Source organism: Paenibacillus sp. QJM3NY_38, assembly GCF_056173265.1.
This window is the reverse complement of the sequence record NZ_CM149665.1, coordinates 1763994-1784253: the sequence shown is the minus strand read 5'-3', so window position 1 is coordinate 1784253 and position 20260 is coordinate 1763994. Positions and strand designations below refer to the sequence as shown.

Here is a 20260-nt window from a genome sequence, read left to right as displayed (position 1 = left end):
TCTGCGTATAAAAAACCAACCATACGAAGCTTAACATCCTCCTGCGTCCGTTATTTTACCGTTACGCGGAGGCGTCGCCTGCAGCAATGAAGCGGAAGAGGATGGAAATACCTCGTTTGCAGGGAGCTGAACAACCTCCGGAGCGAACGTTCCGCCAAAAATATGGCCGAACACTTCATCCACCGATTCGACCGGAATTACCCGTAAACCGCCGCTCAAATCCTGGAACAGCGTCTGCCAGTTGTCTTTAGGGATGATCACGCGGGTCGCGCCTGCTTGGAATGCCGCCTCCACTTTAGCGATGACCCCGCCTATCGGTTTTACTTTTCCATGAATGCTCATCTCGCCGGTCATGGCGACTTTATTATCGACTTCAATCCCTTTCATGGCTGATACGATCGCAGTAGCCATCGCAATACCCGCGGAAGGGCCGTCAATCGGCGTTCCTCCAGGGAAATTGATATGCAGGTCATAGTTTTTCGGCGTAAAACCCATCGAACCCAGCACGGTCAAGACATTCTCGATTGAGCCTTTGGCCATGCTCTTGCGGCGCAGCTTGCGAGCACCCCCGCCAAATTCCTCTTCATCCACAACCCCGGTGATATTGTAGGTACCCCGGCCCTTCTCGACAGGTACCGCAGATACTTCAATTTCAAGCAGTGCCCCCATATTCGGGCCATATACAGCCAATCCGTTGACTACGCCGATCTGAGGCTTCTCCGGTATTTTCCGGTCGGGCCTAGGCTGAAGCTGGCTGCTGCTGGCTACCCATTCCACATCCGCGGCCCGCAGCGAATCTCGTTTCTCGGTCAACGCAAGACCGGCAGCCAATTGAATCATATTGACCGCTTCCCGCCCGTTAGAGCAGTACTGCTTCACAACTTCAACCGCTTCCGGCGCAGCATTCAAACCAATTTTCTGAATGGCATCCTCTGCAATCCTCCCAATCTCTTCAGGCAAAAGCGGACGGAAAAAAATCTCCATGCAGCGTGAACGAAGCGCAGGAGCAATCTCTTCGGGCGAACGTGTCGTAGCACCCACCAGACGGAAGTCCGCCGGAAGGCCATTTTGAAAGATATCGTGTATATAGGCAGGTGTATTGGCATCCTCAGAATTATAATATGCACTTTCAAGCAGCACCTTGCGGTCCTCCAGCACTTTTAAAAGCTTATTCATCTGAATCGGATGCAATTCCCCAATTTCATCAATAAACAGGATCCCGCCATGGGCCTTGGTCACCGCTCCCGGCTTGGGCTGAGGAATACCTGCAACCCCCATGGCTCCGGCACCTTGATAAATCGGATCATGAACAGACCCGATGAGCGGGTCGGCAATCCCGCGCTCATCGAAGCGAGCCGTCGTGGCATCAATCTCTGTGAATTTCGCGTCATATTTAAACGGAGATTGCGGGTTCTTCTTGGCTTCCTCCATCACCACGCGGGCGGCTGCCGTCTTCCCGACTCCCGGCGGTCCATATACAATTACATGCTGGGGATTTGCGCTGCATAAGGCTGCCTTTAAGGCGCGCAAGCCGTCCTTTTGACCCACGATGTCATCCATCGTTTGCGGCCTTGTTTTCTCAGCGAGCGGTTTCGTTAGCGATATCGACCGGAGTTTGCGGAGTTTATCGAGCTCCTTGCGCGATTCCCGATCCACCGCTGTTTTGCTTGTCTTCTGCCCGCGCAATAAATTCCAAAAATAAATGCCGATGATGACCGCAAAAAACAGCTGCACCAGCATAATCACGATACTTAAATTCACAAGTCATTCCTCCTGTACTCCATTATGTCTTCATCCAAACGTTAATACATGGTAGTATTGCCGATTCCTTGGATGGTAAAACGCTGGAGGCGGAAAAGTATCAAAAAGTAGATGGATACACTTAAGTGAGACGTTCCAATGAGACGCTCCGCGTACGTATCGTTCCTTTCGATCGCTGTTGTTTCCGAATTTCATGAATGAGAATAGTAATGTAGAAATTCGGCAACAGCTTATCCTTCCGATGCGAGTTTTCCTGCGGAAAACTTTCAGCCGACCGCTTCACTTCTCCGGAATCGATTCGTCTGCTCCGCTGGTGCGACCCATGGCATCCTTCTTCATCGTGGGGGTGGGGAGAGGGTAGAGCTGAGCTTCATTTATCAGAAGCTCGGTTAGGAGCGATTATACTTGGAACAACAACAGAAAGCATAATTGCCTTTAGAAAAATATTAGATCGCTTAAAAATACATTCATATAAATTTGAACCACACATCACCTAAGACCCTGTGCTTCCTTAGAAAACAACAAAACGGCAATCTCTTGTGGTCCAGAGATTGCCGTTTTTATATTAGAGATTGAAACTACCTATACGGAAACTTAGTTATCCAGCTTAAACCGTGGATTTGTGCTTGCGGCCCGGGATTTCGCCCGTTTCCTCGTACACCTTCACGATATGATCGATTTCTTTCTTAAGCTCTTCAACCATGGTCGCTTCAGGTACCTTACGGATCATCTCTCCGTAACGGAAGAGTAGACCTTCACCACGTGCTCCCGCAATCCCGATGTCGGCTTCCCTAGCCTCACCGGGACCGTTTACGGCACAGCCCAGAACGGAAACCTTGATTGGCACTTTGATCTTCGAGATGTACTCCTCCACTTCATTGGCAATGGAGAACAAATCGATATCCAGCCGTCCGCAGGTCGGGCATGATACCAAGGTTGCCGCATCCGAGATCAGTCCGAAGGATTTTAGCAGTTCTCGGCCCACCTTGATCTCTTCCACCGGATCGGCGCTCAAGGATATACGCATCGTGCTGCCGATTCCAAGAGACAACAGCGCGCCAAGCCCGGCGGCACTCTTGACGGTACCCGAGAACAGGGTGCCTGCTTCGGTAATGCCCAGGTGAAGCGGGTATGGTATTACTTCCGCGGCCTTCGTGTAAGCTGCAATCGCCATCGGTACATCAGAAGCTTTAAGCGAAACGATGATATCATGGAAATCCAGTTCTTCGAGGATCCCGATATGATACAGGGCGCTTTCCACCATGGCTTCTGGTGTCGGGTACCCGTATTTTTCAAGGAGATGATTCTCCAAGGAACCGGCGTTAACCCCGATCCGAATCGGAATTCCCTTCTCTTTGCATGCTTTCACGACAGCTTCGACCTTTTCACGCTTACCGATGTTTCCCGGATTGATCCGGACTTTATCGATACCGTTCTCGATCGCCATCAGGGCAAGCTTGTAGTTAAAATGAATATCCGCCACAAGCGGAATATGAATGCGTTTCTTGATTTCCTTAATGGCCGCAGCTGCTTCCTCATTGTTCACCGTTACCCGAACGATCTGACATCCCGCTTCTTCCAGACGGAGTATCTCAGCAACGGTCGCCTCCACATCTGCTGTTTTGGTGGTGCACATGCTTTGAATAATGACTTCGTTCTTTCCCCCAATGGTGAGATTCCCCACCTTGACGGGCCGTGTGTCTTGTCTCAAAAACATGGTACGATCTCTCCCATATAACGCCAAAGCTCCACTCCAGCAAAACCCAACTGGGTATAACTGGAAGTGGAGAATCAGCGTAGATTTATTCCACGTCTAATGCGCTAAAGCACATTAGGCGCTTTCTTCTTGTTTCTTGTCGTCATCGTTACTTTTGGCTTGCAGTTCAGGAATCACTTTATCCCGAACGACCTGCTCCGTAATGACGCAATCCTTAATGTCATCTCTGGACGGCACTTCATACATCACGTCCAGCATGATGCCTTCAATGATCGAACGCAGTCCGCGTGCACCAGTATTGCGCTTAATGGCTTCGCGGGCAATCGCTTCTAGCGCGCCTGGCTCAAATTTGAGGTTTACGTTGTCAAATTCAAGCAGCTTTTGGTACTGCTTCGTCAGCGCGTTTTTCGGCTCAGACAGAATCCGTACCAATGTTGCCTCATCCAGCGGTTCGAGTGTAGACACAACTGGCAGACGACCAACGAACTCCGGAATCAAGCCGAATTTCAGCAAATCTTCCGGCAGAACCATCGTCAGGTATTCACCTGGCTTAAGATCCTTCTGGTTTTCTCCGGATGCATTAAAGCCGATAACCTTTTTACCGATCCGGCGTTTAATGTACTGTTCCAATCCGTCAAATGCTCCGCCGCAAATGAACAGGATGTTCGTCGTATCGATCTGAATGAATTCCTGATGCGGATGCTTGCGTCCACCTTGCGGAGGCACGGAAGCAACGGTGCCCTCAAGAATTTTCAGCAGCGCCTGCTGGACCCCTTCACCGGAAACGTCACGGGTAATGGACGGGTTCTCCGATTTACGAGCCACTTTATCGATCTCATCAATATAGATAATGCCGCGTTCCGCTTTTTCCACATCATAATCCGCTGCTTGAATCAGCTTCAGCAGAATGTTCTCAACATCCTCACCCACATAACCAGCTTCGGTCAGTGAAGTTGCATCTGCAATAGCAAACGGCACGTTGAGAATTTTGGCCATGGTTTGCGCGAGCAATGTTTTACCGGAACCTGTAGGTCCGAGCAGCAAAATATTACTCTTTTGCAATTCTACGTCCTCAATCTTGCTCTGGGTGTTGATCCGTTTATAGTGGTTATAAACAGCAACGGAAAGGGATTTCTTCGCTTGATCCTGACCGATTACATATTGATCCAGAATGTCACGAATGTCGCGCGGTTTCGGAATATCCTTCAGATCCACTTCTTCCTCATGGCCGAGTTCTTCCTCAACGATCTCTGAACACAAGTCAATGCACTCGTCACATATATAAACACCGGGCCCCGCAACCAGCTTGCGGACCTGCTCCTGCGATTTACCGCAGAAGGAGCATTTCAGCTGCCCTTTGTCATCGTTAAATTTAAACATGCTATTACCACCCCTTAAGATTTGGTCGGTGAAGACAGAACATCATCAATAATACCGTACGCCTTCGCTTCCTCCGCGCTCATGAAAAAGTCGCGGTCTGTATCGCGTTCGATTTTTTCAAGGGGCTGACCCGTGCGCTCCACATAGATTTGATTCAGCTTATGTCTGGTCTTGATGATCCAATCTGCATGGATTTGGATATCGGATGCCTGACCTTGAATACCGCCGAGCGGCTGATGAATCATCACTTCACTGTTCTCGAGAGCATAGCGTTTGCCTGGCGCTCCCGCAGTAAGCAACAGTGATCCCATGCTGGCAGCCATGCCAACGCAAATCGTGGACACATCAGGCTTGATCAACTGCATCGTATCATATATACCCATCCCGGCTGTAACCGAACCGCCAGGGGAATTGATGTACAAAGAGATGTCTTTTTCCGGATCTTCCGCAGCTAGAAACAGAAGCTGGGCAATGACAAGATTGGCAACATCGTCATCGATCGCACTGCTGAGGAATATTATGCGATCCTTCAGTAATCTTGAGTAGATATCGTAAGATCTTTCGCCTCGACTGGTTTGTTCCACAACCATAGGTACAAGACTCATGCGACCAACCTCTTTTCCTTGAAAAATATACTACAGCGTTACAAAAGTTATTCTAACATGTTCAAAGCACGATGTCATTTTTTAACCCTGCTTACATTCTATGAACTTGCCAAGAATTATATCCTGCCAACTTGTCTCATTATGTATGTCGAAATTAATAACCAATTCATGTCACAATTAGTAGTAAATTGGCTATTCTTAGTTAAAAATAAGGCACGCATGAAATGTACGTGCCTTATCTAATGTGAGGGCAGCTTATCGCAGCTGCCTATTTATTATTCTTCAGTTGCTTCTTTTTTCTCAACAGGAGCGCCTTCTACGCTGTTTTCCAACAAGAAGTCGATTGTTTTGCGAAGAAGCAGTTCTTCACGAAGGCTGACAAGGGAACCGTTAGCACCCAGGATGCTGCGGATTTCATCAGCAGGACGTTTGTACGTGTCAGCCATGTTCTCCAGCTCTTTGTTGATTTCCTCTTCAGATACTTCGAGTTTTTCTTCTTTTGCGATTTGCTCGAGCACGAGGTTGTTGCGAACGCGTTTTTCAGCATCGTCTTTCATTTGACCTTCCAGATCGGCATTCGTTTGGCCGGAGAAGCTAAGGAACATTTCCAGGTTCATGCCTTGCTGGCGAAGACGGTTGTCGAAATCGCGCATCATGTTTTGAACTTCGGATTGAATCATAGCGTCAGGAATTTCAACTTCAGCGTTAGCTGCTGCTTTTTCAACGGCTTCGTTCTCACGAACGCCTTGTGCTTCTTGCTCTTTGCGAGTCAGCAATTGTTTCTTCAGATCTTCCTTGTACTCGTCAAGCGTATCGAATTCACTTACGTCTTTAGCGAATTCATCATCCAGCTCAGGAAGCTGCTTGCGTTTGATTTCGTGAACTTTCACTTTGAAGACGGCTTGTTTGTTAGCCAATTCTTCAGCATGGTAAGTTTCAGGGAATGTCACTTCCACGTCTTTGAAGTCACCAGTAGCCATTCCGATCACTTGGTCTTCAAAGCCTGGAATGAACGTGTTGCTTCCAAGCTCAAGGGAATAACGCTCAGCTTGTCCGCCTTCGAAAGGAACGCCGTCAACGGAACCGTCAAAGTCGATTACAACGATATCGCCAGACTGGGAAGCACCTTCGTCAATAACGGTAAGCTCAGCATGACGTTGTTGCAGACGCTCAAGCTCTTCGCTCAGTTCCTCGTCGGAAACTTCAGCAGCTACTGCAGCAACTTCGATACCTTTGTATTCGCCAAGTTTAACTTCTGGTTTCACAGTTACTCTTGCTTTAAACTTGAAAGTTTCGCCTTTAGCGAATTGCTCGATGTCTACTTCCGGACGATCCACAGGGAAGATATCCGCTTGTTCTACAGCTTCGCTGTATACTTCCGGAAGAAGGATGTCGATTGCATCCTGGTACAAGCTCTCAACGCCAAAGCGAGCTTCGAAGATCGAGCGAGGTACTTTACCTTTACGGAATCCAGGTACATTTGCTTTTTTAGCTACTTTATTAAAAGCTTTGTCGAGGGCGGATGCAACGCGCTCCGCATCAACCTCAACGTCAAGAACGCCAAGGTTCTTCTCTATTTTTTCCCAAGTTGCTTTCATTTATGCTTTCCCCTCCAAAATAATTCACGTGGTCGACGCAATAATGTATCACGTACCGAATAACCACTATAGTATAAACAACATTAAATTCTTTTTCAAGGGCGAACCCTTATGCTACGATACCGTAAACGTTTTCCAACTCTGGCTAATCTTCCACGCCAGCTGCGACAAATTGCTTGAGAGATCGATAGGCTCCCTCATAGCGGAACCTCATGGTGTCCGTTATGCCGTAGAGCGGGCGGATTTCCTCCTCATTACGAAACCCTTTTAGACTCTCCGACACGATGTCATGCAGAGCAGCCGCCCATATGTCAAGCGTGGATTCTTCTTCATCCAGCATGGAATGGTAATCTTCGGTGCCGTAAATCGCCATGATGAACTGAGACCATAATTCCTGTGCAAAATAAAACAGTGTCGGTTCATGAACCTCAGTCTGATCGGCAACGCGCTCCAAAATTCTCGTAATGGCATCCGGGAAACCTCCCGGGTCCAGGGGAACCGTATCGATCTCAATCTCGACGGCCTCCTGCCCGCGATGAAGGCTCACATGCCCTTCCATCCCTCTTCTCCGCAGCGTTTGCAGCACCCGAAATTGCAGCAGCGGATGAAGCGGCGTATCATGCAGCCACTCAACCAAAATAGCGTCGATCTCCGGACGGTCCAAATAAGCAAGCTGTTCCAGCGCCAAAATGGTTTGCTCCGTCAGCGGTCCGTTCATGACCGAAGCCAGCAGCTTGTCGGCATATCCGGCATCCTGGGCAACTTTGTCCCTAACCATCTGCCTCGCCATGTCCGCTTCGTCCGGATCATCCTCCTCGGGCTCTGCCTCGTTAACTGAACGGGGTACAGCCTGTTCCGGAAATGCAGCTTCAAGCCAGTCGAGGAGCGAATTCCACTCTTCATAATGCCGTTCATTCTGTCCGCCGCATTTCAGCAGAAAGCGCAGAACCTCCATCGCTTCACCGTAACGTTCATTCTCGAGCATAACCGTAAGCTGAATCTGGTAATAATCCAGCGTCTTCGGAAACAGGATGATGTTCTTGTCCTCTTGTTCTTGGGAGAAAGAGTCCTTGATAAGGACACCTCCTTTCTAGTCCTGTTTTTCGTATTTGTTGATTATAGCATATGTAATGCCAAGTTAAAAAAAAGGCGATCGTTCCTCATGCGTTGCCGCATCCGGCAACAAGTTGACGACTGTTTTTATATATTCCAGCCTATATTTTATCAATATAACCCGATATGCTGCACTCATAATCTTACAGAACCAATAATCTTTGCAACTTAAAATAATGATTGAATTTTTCCGACGTATGTGATAATATATTTTTTGCTTGAAAAATTTCTATGTCCCAGTAGCTCAGCTGGATAGAGCAACGGCCTTCTAAGCCGTCGGTCAGGGGTTCGAATCCCTTCTGGGACGTAAAAAGGCACCGCCTCTTAAGGGCGGTGTTTTTGCGTTCACGAGGATGAGAACCCCTGATAGGGGTTCGTCGGAGCCTACGCTTCGGGAGGGTAGCTTCGCAGTCGGCCTAAAAGGCCGCATCCCTTCTGGGTCACAATGAGCATATGAACTCGATAGCAGTTACTAAAACATCCCACACAGAACACAGACTCTAACGGACCGTAGGTTCGTTATTTCTGGTAAAACGGCCCAATTTAGAATTTAACGGACACCACAGCCGTTATTTCGCTATTTCATAGGCAAATTACCCTCATTTTTCCTAAATAACGGACTTCAGGTCCGTTACCAAACCTGTAAGAGCGTTTTCTCCGAAAATAACGGACCCTGAGTCCGTTAAAGCAATGCATACCCGCCACTTGCTCTTAGGGTGGCTTCGCAGTCGGCCTGAAGGGCTGTATCCCTTCCGGGACGTAAACAGGCACCGCCCCATGGGGTAGTGCTTTTGCGTCTAAGGGGATATGAACCCCAAAGTCGATCCTAAAACATCGCGCACAGAACACAAACTCTAACGGACCGTAGGTTCGTTATTTCCTATAAAACGGCCCAAATTAGAAATTAACGGACACCACAGCCGCTATTTAGCTATTTTATAGCAAAATTACCCTCATTTTTCCTAAATAACGGACTTCAGGTCCGTTACAGAACCTGTAAGAGCGTTTTCCCCGCAAATAACGGCCCCTGAGTCCGTTAAAGCAACGCATACCCGCCACTTGCTCAATAAGCTTCTGCAAACAGTCCTGCCTATCGCCAAGCACTGACCCGCTCCGATTTCTTCACGACAATGGAAGACAACGCTCTCGCTCGCGCGGTCAGAAGTATTTTCCTTCCTTCGGGCGTGCGAGTATAGACCAGTTCGGCAGGGCCGATATGCTTGCGCCACAGCTGGGCAAACCGTTCCGCGTGTTCTTTGCGGCGACCGATTTCCTCCGGCACGGCATGGTAATCCCGTTTCTTCATAAACCAGCTTCGCGATTCACGGTATAGAAGATAACGCGGGTTATTGATCGGGTCCAGCACCTGCTGCAGCGAATCCAAAAAGAGTGTTTTTTCCTGAGTGGTTCCGTCCCTAAGCCAACACGTGACGGTTCCTCCCACTTCCTCAGCTTTCAATCGGTGAATGCTTGGCCCAGATTCGACCAGCTTCATATCGAACAGGGCCGTATAAACGACGAGACCAACTTCACGGATACTACGCTCCAGCGACTGATGCCGCGCCAGCATTTTGATGGCTTTATATACCCATGGGCTTGATACGAGTAAGGCAAAGGCAACCGGGATTAGTATATTGAACCAGGCCGGCGCGTCCGATTGGAACAAACGCGGAGACGTTAACGTCTCGCTGAAGGCGCCCAATCCCAGACCAACGGCGAATAGGAGTACGGCTTTCACCGTATGAGAAAACACGACAGGCCTAGGGATGCTCTCTCGATCCGCCGTCAGTTCTTCCGTCATGGAGCTGTGAAGGGCAATCGCCGAATCCCAACGCCCCTTCAGAAGATGCCGCTGCTTCGCACGCTCCAATGTGTCGCGGTTATAAGCGTTAATGCTGTCTGCGGTTTGCCTTTTCCGAAGATCAAGACCCATGCGCTCCAAGCCCGACTCTATGGTCTGGTGCGAGATCGATAAACCTACGAGAGATCGAAATCTTCGGGCCAGCGAGCCCAAATCTTCGCCGCCGTCGCTCTTGGCTGTATCTATGCAGGCCAGATGCCAGATCGCTCCGGTCTTATCGGGATTCCCGCGCTGCGCCCGAATCGCCCGCCCTCTCATCTGATTGGACAGCATGAACGAACCGACATATGATGCCATGACCAAGGAATTGATTCCGGGGGCATCCCACCCCTCACCCAGAAGAGCCGCCGTACCAACCAGCACCCGGATTTCTCCCTCCGAAAACACTTCCGTTATGATTGCGACGATAGCCGAGCGATTCGCATCACGAACATCAATCGTTACATAGCGGCTGTCGTGAGCAAGCGGGCGCTCCGATAAGTGAATATCTCGCCGATCGGCACAAACCCTGGCTAAAGGCAGAGCCTTTGCCGGCAGCACTACAAAGGAGCCGGTCAGAATTCCGATAGGCAGCTCATGCTCGCTCTGCGAGCTGTTTTTCTCATCCAGCTGCCTTCTGATTAACTCGAAAATGGGGACAACGCCGAGCCGATGAAGCGGCTTCTCGTCAGCTGCATCCTTCGGCAGGTCCTCCTTACGGATATAATCGGTCAAAATCACCATCCGCAAGTTCTCCCCCAGCATGGAACGCTCGAAATCAAGAATACGCCCGATGCCGTGCAATTTCGAAACGCTCTGGACCAGCATTTTGTCAAATGCCGGGGTAGAACGCATATAAACCCTCCGGCGTTCAATCATGCCCATTCGGCTGAGCCTCTTTTGTAAACCCTTTAACTCCGGCAGCTCACGATCCATATGCGGATCTTTATACAGCATGCCGCTAAGGAGTTCCTCCAACCACTCTTCCGAAAAATCGGGCGTTTCCTTCTCCTTCATTCCGAGCAGCTTCACCGCTTCCTTCCAGATGGGCTGATTGGCGGCACGCAGATAAAGCACCATGCTGGAGTAATACTCGGGCGAGGATAATATTTCTTCGGTATACGTTTCGGATTGCGTAATCCAAGGATGATTGACAATCAAATCCGTCAGGAACTTATCCCGGATCAGCTCGTCCTTAACCTGGGCTGCCTGCAGCCGAAACTCCCGGAGTTTAGCTGCCTCCTCTTGTGTAGGCGTGGTTAAACTTATGTAATCCTGATGCGGGCACAGCTCACCATGACGGACCAACTCCGGGACGCTAATCTCTTCGTCGATGGGACCGCAAAGCTCGATATACCGCTGCCATTCCCTTGGATTAACATCATATGGCGGTGTGGCAGTAAGGGCAATCTTCGTCGGCTGGCCCAGCATTTCGCACAGCTGCATAGCACTTTGCCACCAAGACATCCGGAGATGATGCGCCTCGTCAAAAATGACTGTATGATAGCCCTGTCGCTTCAACAATTCCAAAGTTTCTTGAGCCTCGGTACCGTTCGTGATATCATCCTCGCTAGCGCTATCCATCACCTCCGCCTCAGAAGCTTCCATGGCCATTTCGGGATCCCTGTAGTTCTCATCTTCAACCTGTTGCGCATGCTCTATCTCCGCCGTACCTTTCTTCCTCACAGAGGTTTGCTCCCCAGCAGTACTAAGCAGGCTATGAAGGGCTTGATAGGTCGTAATCGTTACCAATGCCGGTCGCTTGAGCGAGGTGGAGATCCATTCGGGCTGTTCTTGATCGTCTAGGAATAATTCCACGAATCGGCTCGCCCATTGCTGCTTGATGGTGAGTGTGGGGGCCAGGATGATTGTCGGCCGGTTAATGCGCAGCATGATTTCCAGTCCAAGAACGGTCTTCCCCGAACCCGGCGGCGCCACCAAATGCAGATGCCGATTCTTCAGATGATGCTCCAGCCCGTGAAGGACCCTTTTCTGATAGGAGCGCCACGGATAACGAAACGACAGATTACTCGGAAAAAACTTCATGAATTCCTCCAGTTTAGATGCACCTCTTTCTTCTTCGGTGTGTATAAGAAAAACGTCTATCGACGTACGTTCACAGAAGACAGATCGCGTGTAAAGGATGTTTTTCTTGCATTATCGATTGGGTTCAGCTGCGCTGAAAACTTATATATTCGATAGTCTAAAAAAGTGATCCATGACCTACTGTAATTCCATATGAATAAGCGGAAACGGCTTTCCGGAGCCGTCCAGCTCGGAGCGACCGATTTGCACGAAGCCGTATCTTTTATAAAAAGCATGGGCCATGGGGTTCTGTTCATTCACATCGACTTGCAGCCTCCGCCCCTTGAGCTGTTCGGCATGCCGGATCAGTTCCGTTCCTGAGCCTTGGCCGTGATGGAGGGGATCCACAAACAGCATTTCGATTTTGGCCCCTTCCAGCCCCATAAATCCAATCGGTTCCTGTTCGGTATTCAAGCAGACCCAGATCTCTACGGCTCTCAGCGCTCCATTTTGCATCATCTCATAATAAAACCGGATATCTTCCTCCGTCAGGAAATCATGCGTTTGGGATACGGCACGAAGCCATATTTCCACCAGCCGATCATGATACTCTTCTGTATAAGGCGCTATATGTAACACCACTTCATCCAGTCCCTTCCAAATCATTCGATCTCATCGATATTCATGATAACGTGTAAATTGCTCTATACTATTATAGTGGAATTCGGTACATTAATCAGAGACTTTATCTTTGTCAGGAAGGAGAGAACAACATGCCGTTATGGCTTATATATGCATTGCTGTCGGCGGTCACGGCGGCTCTTGTTGCCATTTTCGGAAAAATAGGTCTGCAAAACATCGATGCCAATTCGGCAACGGCGATCCGCTCTGTCATTATGGCCCTGTTTTTGCTGGGAGTCGTGGGGGTTCAGGGCAAATTCTCAGAACTCGGTGACATTCTGGTTCAGAAGAAAGCCTTAAGCTTCATTGTGCTCAGCGGCATTGCTGGGGCATTGTCCTGGCTGTTTTATTTTCTTGCGCTAAAATACGGCAAAGTATCGCAGGTAGGACCTATCGATAAATTGAGCGTTGTCATCGCGGTCATTCTGGCTTTTGTGTTTCTTGGAGAAAAGATATCCTGGATTAACGCAGCCGGCGTTGCACTCATTGCCGTTGGCGCTCTTCTGGTTGCCGTTAAGTAAGGTTCTACTTAAAACCGCTGCTCAGCGGCTTTTTGTTCGTTCATTTATTGTTAAAACCTATCAATATTATCACATTTATATATTTCTAATTATAAGATAAACATGTCACAATGAGGATAATTCATGGGTGAGGGAGTTGTTGTTATGTCAGAGCAAGTATGGAAAGCGCACGATTATGATCGGCAGTTATCGTTTGTCTCGGCTTATGGAAAAGACGTAGTAGAGCTTCTTGCGCCCCAACCCGGAGAACGGATTCTTGATCTCGGCTGTGGAACCGGTGATTTGGCAAATGAAATATCTGCTTCGGGTGCACATGTAACCGGCATGGATGATTCGGCCGAGATGATTGAGCGCGCCAAAAGCAAATACCCCGGGCTTACGTTTCTGACCGGAGACGGCGAGAACTTCGACACCGAATCACCGTATGATGCCGTCTTCTCCAATGCCGCCCTGCATTGGATGAGGGATGCTTGTGGTGTGGTACGCTCCGTCTATGGCGCACTCAAGCCCGGTGGCCGATTCGTAGCGGAGTTTGGAGGCAAGGGGAATATCGACGGAATTTACCAAGCTTTGAAAACGGTATTCGCCGACCATTATGGAATGGATGCCGACACCCGAAATCCGTGGTATTTTCCCAGCTTGGGCCAATATACGACCTTACTTGAATCCCATGGGTTCCGGGTGCATATCGCCCATCACTTCGACCGTCCCACGAAGCTGCCTGAGGGCAAGGATGGCGTGAAGTATTGGCTGCTACATTTTGGCGATCGTTTCTTTGCTGGATTCTCGGCTCAAGAGAAGGACGAAGCCATTGCCCGTATCAGCCAAGCTGCACAGGCGACGCTCTGGCGTGAGGATGCATTTTATGCAGATTACAAACGCCTGCGAGTCTTTGCAGAGAAGGTTTCAGAATTTTAGGGTTGATTTTCTAAATAGAATGGTTAATAATATGAAAAACTTGAACATGTGATTTTCGTTGATTGGGAGAGTAACTGCACTTGACTTTAGTCCAAGCGAGCCGGGAGGGTGGAAACCGGTACAAAGTCGGCGGTGAAACGGACCCAGGAGATGGTCTTCCGAAATGAAATATCGTAGGAAGCCCCGGCTTACACCGTTATCGTATCAAGGTGGTTAAACCCTCTGTGGTTTAACAACAAGAGTGGTACCGCGAGCACAAGTCCTCGTCTCTTTAGGAGATGAGGGCTTTTTTTGATTTTTCTGACGTGTTTTGTTTATTTTTCAAAGGGGGATTTAACGTGTTAAGTCATTTGATTACTTCGAGCCTTCAGCAAGCTGTAAACCAGGTGTGTGAAGATATGGGCGTCCAACTGCCCGATTCTACTCCAATCCAGATTGAGCAGCCTGCCAGCATGGAGCATGGGGACTATGCCACCAACATTGCGATGCAGCTTGCGAAGCTGCTTCGTAAAGCTCCGCTGCATATTGCCGAGCTGATTCAAGCCGAGCTTGAGCAGGATACGACCTATAAACAGCTTGTCTATGCCACGGAGATTGTTGCCCCAGGTTTTATGAATCTGCGTATCGATTGGGAATATTGGGCTGGTCATCACTTTGAATTACCTCCGGCAACGAACGAGAAGATTGTCATTGAGCATACTTCCATCAATCCGAACAAGTCCGCCCATATCGGCCATCTAAGAAACTCCTGTATCGGTGATACGCTGGTCAGGCTGATGAGGAAGCTTGGTTACGAGGTGGAGGTTCATAATTATATCGACGACCTTGGCAATCAACTAGCAGATACGGTCGTCGGGATGCTCCACACGCCGCTGTCAAAGGAACATGCCCGGTTCGGCGATTACTGCTGGGACGTGTATTCAAGTACCAATAAGGCCTACGAAAGGGAGCCCGGGCTGGTCCAGCATCGGACCGAGGTTCTGCACGCACTGGAAGAGGGTAACCAGAATCTGTCCTGGATCGGACTGCTCGTTGCCGAGAGAATTGTCAAAGAGCATCTTGAAGAAATGAAGCAGTTCGGCATTGACTATGATCTGCTTGTGTGGGAGAGCAGCATTGTCAGAGAGGGGTTCTGGGCGTCCGCTTTCGAGCTGTTGAAGAACACGCCGCTCTTCCATCAAGAAACCGAGGGCAAACTTGCAGGCTGCTGGGTGCTCAAGCAAACAGGAACGGAAACCGTGGACGGTCCGGAGTCAGACCACAGCATGGATAAAGTGCTCGTGCGCTCCAATGGCATCCTGACATACACCGCCAAAGACATCGCCTATCACTTGTGGAAATACGGTGTGCTCTCCAACGATTTTGTATATAAAAAATTCACACACGAGGTTTGGACGACGAGCACTCATGGCGAGCAGCTCTCTTTCGGCAAAGCAGACATGGTCATCAACGTCATTGATTACAGGCAGCAGTACCCGCAGGCGATGGTGAAGCAGGCGCTGGAAAGCTTGGGATTCCATAAAGAGGCCGACAAGCTCCGTCATGTCAGCTACGGCGTCGTTTCGTTAAGCCCTTCCGCCGCTTCGGATCTCGGCATCGATACTTCCGACGGGAAAGCATCCTACGCGATGTCCGGACGTCAGGGGATCGGAATTAAAATCACCGAGCTTATCCATCAAGTTGCCAAGGTCATCGAAGACACCCGTTCCGATAAAAACGGTTTGTCCAGTCATACGATCGCAGCCGCCTCCATCCGTTACTATCTGCTTCGTTTTGCACTGCAAACCGAAGTGGTCTTCGATCTGAAGCAGGCCACTGAAATATCAGGAAATACGGGGGTATACCTGCTCTACTCCTACGCGCGTGCACTCAGCGTGCTCAATAAAGCGCAAGAAGCGGGTGTTTCGCCGTCGGTGCCTGCCCGGTTCCCAGCCATGGAAAAAGCGGAGCATGCGCTCCTTCGCCATATCAGCACCTGGCATGATACCCTGTACGCCGCCGGCCGGGATCTATCTCCAAGCGCCATCTGCAACTTTACTTATGAGCTGTGCTCCTTGTTCAACAATTTTTATTCGGCATGCCCAATTCTGAAATCGGCGTATGAAGTGCTCCGGTTCCGCGTATGGCTCACTTCCTTATTTAAAAACACTCTTGGAGAAGCACTGGATGTACTGGGACTGCCCACGCCAAGCCGGATGTAAATCTCCCTCTAACGAGATTAACGAATGACGCTGCACTAAAAAAGCCACCGTACGATTCATGTTGAATACGTACGGTGGCTATCATATATTACTGCAATCCTCTGACGGTCAGTCTGACCTGGACGGCATCTGTTGCAGGCTCTTCTTGCAGGGTCCAGTTGACGGCCAGCGCTTCCTTCAAGCGAGCGACCTGCTCCTCCTGGAGCTTCAGCCCCTCAATAATGCCTTCACCTACACTAAAATCAGATTCTGAGCTGATGTGGAAGGCTTCCTCCAGCCAGATCTTCAACCCGTTGCGGGTATTAAACGTCATTTTGTACCCCTCGGTAACGGCCTTCTCTAAATCTTCCCCATGTTCTTTTGCATAAGAGAACAATTCCTCATAGTGAAAATGACCATTGTTCGCGACTTGGAATCTCTCGACCTCACCCGAGCGCACAGCCTCCAGCAGCTCGGAGGTAGTTAGCCCCGATTTTTTGGCATGCTCCAATAAAATGGCGGTATTCTGTGAGATTTTCGTAAGCTGCATGCTCGACGCCTCCTCAATATGTATCGTAAAATACTTTTTTCTTCTATTATAAGACGAAACCGCTAGGATGTCAGACACTTCTCAAAACATAAGCTATATTCGCTCCCGATGTATTCACCGAACGGTTCAATCTGGGCATACCCCAGCTTCTTATAAAAATGAACGGATTCCTCCTGCGGCTCGCCTGTTTCCAGGCGCGAAAAACGATAACCCCGATTCTTCGCTTGCTCTTCCAGATAGAGCAGAATCCGAGAGGCTATTCCTCTGTTCCGGTATGGAATGTCCACAAAAAACCGCTTGATCTCAACCATCTCTTCATCCAGCGGCCGTACAGCTCCACAGCCGACAGGTCGGCCCTCATGGTAGGCGACCACGAAGAGGGTTTCTTTTACCTTGGGGTCAGTCAGATCCAGCCCGAATATTCCTTCCGCCGGGTATAACGTCGATAAATAATCGTCCAGCTTCGCGATGAGCTCCTGAAGATCATTGTCGGTCTCTCTTACCAAAGTCATAGTGATTTCATTCATCTTTCTATACCTCCACTTTTCTAGTCGTATTATGGATTGGGGTTCTCACCCTCACGGGACGTTCTTATCCCAGTCGGGATACGGCCCTTCAGGCCGACTGCGATGTAATCCTTACGAAGCATAAGCTCCGACGAACCCTATTTGGGGTTCTCGTCCCAGTCGGGACACGGCCTTCCAGGCCGACTGCGATGTAATCCTAACGAATCTTATGCGCAGGCGTAACCCCTTGGGGTTCTCACCCTCACGGGACGTTCTTGTCCCAGTCGGGATACGGCCCTTCAGGCCGACTGCGTAGTAACCCTAACGAAGCTTATCCTCCGACGAACCCCATTGGGGGTTCTCATCCTCACGGGACGTTCTCGTCCCAGTCGGGGTACGGCCCTTCAGGCCGACTGCGATGTAATCCTAACGAAGCTTATGCGCAGGCGTAACCCCTTTTTGGGGTTCTCATCCTCACGGGACATAAAAAGACACCGTCATTTGACGGTGTCTTCTTTTTACGTCCCAGAAGGGATTCGAACCCCTGACCGACGGCTTAGAAGGCCGTTGCTCTATCCAGCTGAGCTACTGGGACAAATATGTATGAAAATCTTTTAAACAGTAACGAAGTATATTATATCGCATCTTTTGTATTTTTCAAAGAACTTTTTTCAAAATGGTCCGGAACAGAATCAGGAGCGGGCTTACTGGGTAATATGAATATCATGAAAATGACTCCAGGAGCGTGATATCATGAGACAGCTTTTATCCTCTTTATCGTATTTCAGCATCTTCTTTGCCCCCTTCATCCTTCCTGTCATCGTCTGGATTTTCTCCCCGGACGCCTATGTAGCCAAGCACGCCCGTCGCGCCCTGTTCTCGCACCTGTTCCCCATTATCGCTGCGATCCCTTTAATCTACATGGCCGTAACCGCAGGGTCCTTCGGTTCCGTCATTGGATACCTGATCCTGTTCGGCATCATCTACTTCGGGGCTTTTGTTTATAATGTGATCATGGGCATTCAAGTCCTGAGGGAGTACGCTTACTGATCATATTTAAAAAGGACCATGCGCTTAATTGCATGGTCCTTCTTGTGTTAATTCGTTGTGTTATACGTTTAACCGCATGGTCCTTCTTGTGTTATTTCGTTGTAATCAGCACCATTTTTTCATTGCCGTCCCACTTCACTTCACAGCCCAGCGCGGATGCCACGAAACGCAGCGGCACCATCGTGGTGCCTTTTACCATCCGCGGCGCCGAATCCAGTGCTACATTTTTTCCGTTAACGACCGCTTGCTTGGAGCCCATCTTCAGCTTGATCTGGGCAGATCCTTTGCTGGAAGATACGCTTTGCGTCTTTTGATCCCATTTGACCGAGGCATCGAGGGATTCGAAGATCGGGCGCATTGGGACAAGAACGCTTCCCCCTACCATGACCGGTGACTGTGCATAGGATTGGAGCTGACCGTTGATTTTGATGCGAATCGGCGCTTCTCCGATTTGTTTGCCGGACTGATCATAATATTTAAGCTTTACGCTTTTTACGCGTGTATCGTAATAAATGCGCAGGGTCGTCGTTTCATTGGCCGTCATGAACATGGAATCCGTATCCGTCCCCAAAGAGCGTCCTTTTGCATCATACGCCGTTGATTTCACGGTAATTCGTTGGGACACATCCCCGTTCTCCACACCGATCGTAACGACGAGCTTATTGTTGATCGTTGTTCTGCCCTCGGCTATGATTTTCGGAGTCTGACTGTTTCCCGTCAGGAACACCTTGAGATCGCTGACCGCTTTGCCAGCTTCCAGCTCAGCCTGGAAAGTCGCGATTTCGTTAGATGAAAGGTATCCCGAGGTTGTATTGACTTCCAAAACCTTGCCGCTGCCGTTGCTGCCGACAACAATGACTCCCGCTTGCCCGCCTTTATTCCGGTTCTGAATCGAGCCGGTCACGACAAGCTTTCCGTTCTCCAGGCGGCTGCCCGTTTGAAGCAGCTTCACGGCATCTTCAACCGGATCGATAACGGATACCTTTACGCTTTTGATCAGTTTGGCTGCCTTCAGCTGTACGATGAACGTACCGACATCACTGCCGCCAAAGTAGCTGTCCGCCGATGTCACTTCAACCGCTTTACCGGAAGCATCATAACCTACCGCGAGCATGCCCACGTTGTGCCCGACCGTTGAATTCTGCACGACACCCGACACGTTAATCACGCCGTTATTCGTATAGTAACCTGAAGCCAGCAGCTGTGCTTGATCGCCGGCGGGTCCTGCAGGAATGACTTCCACCCGCTTAACGCTGCTGCCGCTATCCAGATCCACCTCATATGTACCGATTTCATCACTCATCATATATTCGGAATCACCGACAACCTCAAGCGCTTTGCCGTTTTCATCATAACCCACGACATAGAATCCCGCTTCCGCACCGGTTCCTCCGTTGCGAATATCCGCCGTCACGCGCATCTTGCCGTTCACCAGCTCATGCGTGGACTCAAGAACCGTGACGCTCTGTACGGTATCCGCGTATACCGGCACTTGGACGGAGCCCAATGTAAGCGACAATGCCAGGATTCCCGCTCCCCACAGCTTAACCATATGTTTATTCCATCTACCCAATTTCAATCTCCCCTTGTCTAATATGTTAGAAGTGACGCTAATCCAACATTATAGGGAGGATTCTTCAGTAATCATATAGAGGAAAAGCCCTATTTGCATCTCTTTCATAATCAAGAGTCCCGCGTGGTCCATACTCCCTACTGAAGCGGAATCGGAATCGACAAGAATCCTATCTTTTATCGACATCTTTTGCAGAACTACGTAAAAATCCATTGTCCTATATAGGAATATCATCATTGTTA

Annotated in this window: 15 protein-coding genes, 2 tRNA genes and 1 other annotated feature; of the genes, 5 read left to right on the top strand and 12 right to left on the bottom strand. The window is 49.5% G+C overall.

The genetic code is table 11. The features are described 5' to 3' along the window. Positions 1-30: 30 nt before the first annotated feature. From lonB to AC0VZ8_RS07760, 6 genes are all read right to left on the bottom strand, one after another. Positions 31-1740 carry an ATP-dependent protease LonB gene (gene lonB, locus AC0VZ8_RS07785; RefSeq protein ID WP_475487660.1) on the bottom strand — a complete coding sequence of 570 codons (1710 nt, stop codon included), beginning with the start codon at positions 1738-1740 and terminating at the stop codon, positions 31-33. Between the two features lie 628 nt (positions 1741-2368). Continuing rightward, positions 2369-3478 (bottom strand): flavodoxin-dependent (E)-4-hydroxy-3-methylbut-2-enyl-diphosphate synthase, encoded by a 1110-nt coding sequence (ispG, locus tag AC0VZ8_RS07780; RefSeq protein WP_009590416.1) that lies wholly within the window; start codon positions 3476-3478, stop codon positions 2369-2371. A 114-nt stretch (positions 3479-3592) separates the two neighbouring features. Further along, on the bottom strand, positions 3593-4858 hold the full coding sequence (gene clpX / locus AC0VZ8_RS07775) for an ATP-dependent protease ATP-binding subunit ClpX (RefSeq protein ID WP_071223434.1): 1266 nt from the start codon (positions 4856-4858) through the stop codon (positions 3593-3595). A gap of 14 nt (positions 4859-4872) precedes the next feature. Continuing rightward, positions 4873-5463, bottom strand: a complete 591-nt coding sequence (gene clpP / locus AC0VZ8_RS07770) for an ATP-dependent Clp endopeptidase proteolytic subunit ClpP (RefSeq protein ID WP_006208779.1) — start codon at positions 5461-5463, stop codon at positions 4873-4875. A 275-nt stretch (positions 5464-5738) separates the two neighbouring features. After that, complete coding sequence (gene tig, locus AC0VZ8_RS07765; RefSeq protein WP_475486559.1) at positions 5739-7061, bottom strand: trigger factor; 1323 nt, start codon at positions 7059-7061, stop codon at positions 5739-5741. A 145-nt stretch (positions 7062-7206) separates the two neighbouring features. After that, positions 7207-8046 (bottom strand): hypothetical protein, encoded by an 840-nt coding sequence (locus AC0VZ8_RS07760; RefSeq protein WP_071223436.1) that lies wholly within the window; start codon positions 8044-8046, stop codon positions 7207-7209. A gap of 361 nt (positions 8047-8407) precedes the next feature. Between AC0VZ8_RS07760 and AC0VZ8_RS07755 the strand changes: the two genes are divergently transcribed. Next, positions 8408-8481: transfer RNA gene (locus tag AC0VZ8_RS07755), tRNA-Arg, on the top strand. Between the two features lie 783 nt (positions 8482-9264). On the opposite strand, the gene AC0VZ8_RS07750 is transcribed toward AC0VZ8_RS07755, so the two are convergent. Both AC0VZ8_RS07750 and AC0VZ8_RS07745 read right to left on the bottom strand, forming a co-directional pair. Continuing rightward, a complete protein-coding gene (locus AC0VZ8_RS07750; RefSeq protein ID WP_475486558.1) occupies positions 9265-12060 on the bottom strand; it encodes a DEAD/DEAH box helicase family protein in 2796 nt (931 codons plus the stop codon). Between the two features lie 177 nt (positions 12061-12237). Then, positions 12238-12705 carry an acetyltransferase gene (locus AC0VZ8_RS07745; RefSeq protein ID WP_475486557.1) on the bottom strand — a complete coding sequence of 156 codons (468 nt, stop codon included), beginning with the start codon at positions 12703-12705 and terminating at the stop codon, positions 12238-12240. 107 nt (positions 12706-12812) lie between these two features. Here AC0VZ8_RS07745 and AC0VZ8_RS07740 point away from each other — a divergent pair, with 107 nt between their 5' ends. The 3 genes from AC0VZ8_RS07740 (at position 12813) to AC0VZ8_RS07730 (ending at position 16360) form a co-directional block, all read left to right on the top strand. Continuing rightward, positions 12813-13241, top strand: a complete 429-nt coding sequence (locus AC0VZ8_RS07740; RefSeq protein ID WP_071223439.1) for an EamA family transporter — start codon at positions 12813-12815, stop codon at positions 13239-13241. A gap of 144 nt (positions 13242-13385) precedes the next feature. After that, complete coding sequence (locus AC0VZ8_RS07735; protein ID WP_260066899.1) at positions 13386-14159, top strand: class I SAM-dependent methyltransferase; 774 nt, start codon at positions 13386-13388, stop codon at positions 14157-14159. Positions 14160-14208: 49 nt separating this feature from the next. Next, positions 14209-14433: a binding site (T-box leader), on the top strand. A 64-nt stretch (positions 14434-14497) separates the two neighbouring features. Then, the gene (locus AC0VZ8_RS07730) at positions 14498-16360 is read left to right on the top strand and encodes an arginine--tRNA ligase (RefSeq protein WP_475486556.1); all 1863 of its coding nucleotides are present in this window, start codon (positions 14498-14500) and stop codon (positions 16358-16360) included. Between the two features lie 88 nt (positions 16361-16448). Here the strand turns inward: AC0VZ8_RS07730 and AC0VZ8_RS07725 are convergent, their stop codons facing one another. The 3 genes from AC0VZ8_RS07725 to AC0VZ8_RS07715 all read right to left on the bottom strand — a co-directional run bounded on the left by AC0VZ8_RS07725 (position 16449) and on the right by AC0VZ8_RS07715 (position 17990). After that, positions 16449-16889: a hypothetical protein gene (locus tag AC0VZ8_RS07725; protein WP_260066901.1), complete on the bottom strand. Its 441-nt coding sequence runs from the start codon at positions 16887-16889 to the stop codon at positions 16449-16451. Positions 16890-16951: 62 nt separating this feature from the next. Then, positions 16952-17416: a GNAT family N-acetyltransferase gene (locus tag AC0VZ8_RS07720; RefSeq protein ID WP_475486555.1), complete on the bottom strand. Its 465-nt coding sequence runs from the start codon at positions 17414-17416 to the stop codon at positions 16952-16954. A 500-nt stretch (positions 17417-17916) separates the two neighbouring features. Beyond that, positions 17917-17990: transfer RNA gene (locus AC0VZ8_RS07715), tRNA-Arg, on the bottom strand. Positions 17991-18148: 158 nt separating this feature from the next. Here AC0VZ8_RS07715 and AC0VZ8_RS07710 point away from each other — a divergent pair. Next, a complete protein-coding gene (locus tag AC0VZ8_RS07710) occupies positions 18149-18445 on the top strand; it encodes a magnetosome magnetite crystal formation protein family (protein WP_194541457.1) in 297 nt (98 codons plus the stop codon). 91 nt (positions 18446-18536) lie between these two features. Here AC0VZ8_RS07710 and AC0VZ8_RS07705 read toward each other — a convergent pair whose 3' ends face one another. Then, positions 18537-20018: a copper amine oxidase N-terminal domain-containing protein gene (locus tag AC0VZ8_RS07705; RefSeq protein ID WP_475486554.1), complete on the bottom strand. Its 1482-nt coding sequence runs from the start codon at positions 20016-20018 to the stop codon at positions 18537-18539. Positions 20019-20260: the final 242 nt, after the last annotated feature.

Excerpts from the sequence above, each read along its gene's own strand:
- AC0VZ8_RS07750 (WP_475486558.1), bottom strand. The coding sequence starts at position 12,060 with ATGAAGTTTTTTCCGAGTAATCTGTCGTTTCGTTATCCGTGGCGCTCC.
- AC0VZ8_RS07735 (WP_260066899.1), top strand. The coding sequence starts at position 13,386 with ATGTCAGAGCAAGTATGGAAAGCGCACGATTATGATCGGCAGTTATCG.
- AC0VZ8_RS07745 (WP_475486557.1), bottom strand. The coding sequence starts at position 12,705 with ATGATTTGGAAGGGACTGGATGAAGTGGTGTTACATATAGCGCCTTAT.
- lonB (WP_475487660.1), bottom strand. The coding sequence starts at position 1,740 with ATGCTGGTGCAGCTGTTTTTTGCGGTCATCATCGGCATTTATTTTTGG.
- clpX (WP_071223434.1), bottom strand. The coding sequence starts at position 4,858 with ATGTTTAAATTTAACGATGACAAAGGGCAGCTGAAATGCTCCTTCTGC.
- AC0VZ8_RS07725 (WP_260066901.1), bottom strand. The coding sequence starts at position 16,889 with ATGCAGCTTACGAAAATCTCACAGAATACCGCCATTTTATTGGAGCAT.
- AC0VZ8_RS07760 (WP_071223436.1), bottom strand. The coding sequence starts at position 8,046 with ATGCTCGAGAATGAACGTTACGGTGAAGCGATGGAGGTTCTGCGCTTT.
- clpP (WP_006208779.1), bottom strand. The coding sequence starts at position 5,463 with ATGAGTCTTGTACCTATGGTTGTGGAACAAACCAGTCGAGGCGAAAGA.
- tig (WP_475486559.1), bottom strand. The coding sequence starts at position 7,061 with ATGAAAGCAACTTGGGAAAAAATAGAGAAGAACCTTGGCGTTCTTGAC.
- ispG (WP_009590416.1), bottom strand. The coding sequence starts at position 3,478 with ATGTTTTTGAGACAAGACACACGGCCCGTCAAGGTGGGGAATCTCACC.
- AC0VZ8_RS07710 (WP_194541457.1), top strand. The coding sequence starts at position 18,149 with ATGAGACAGCTTTTATCCTCTTTATCGTATTTCAGCATCTTCTTTGCC.
- AC0VZ8_RS07720 (WP_475486555.1), bottom strand. The coding sequence starts at position 17,416 with ATGAATGAAATCACTATGACTTTGGTAAGAGAGACCGACAATGATCTT.
- AC0VZ8_RS07740 (WP_071223439.1), top strand. The coding sequence starts at position 12,813 with ATGCCGTTATGGCTTATATATGCATTGCTGTCGGCGGTCACGGCGGCT.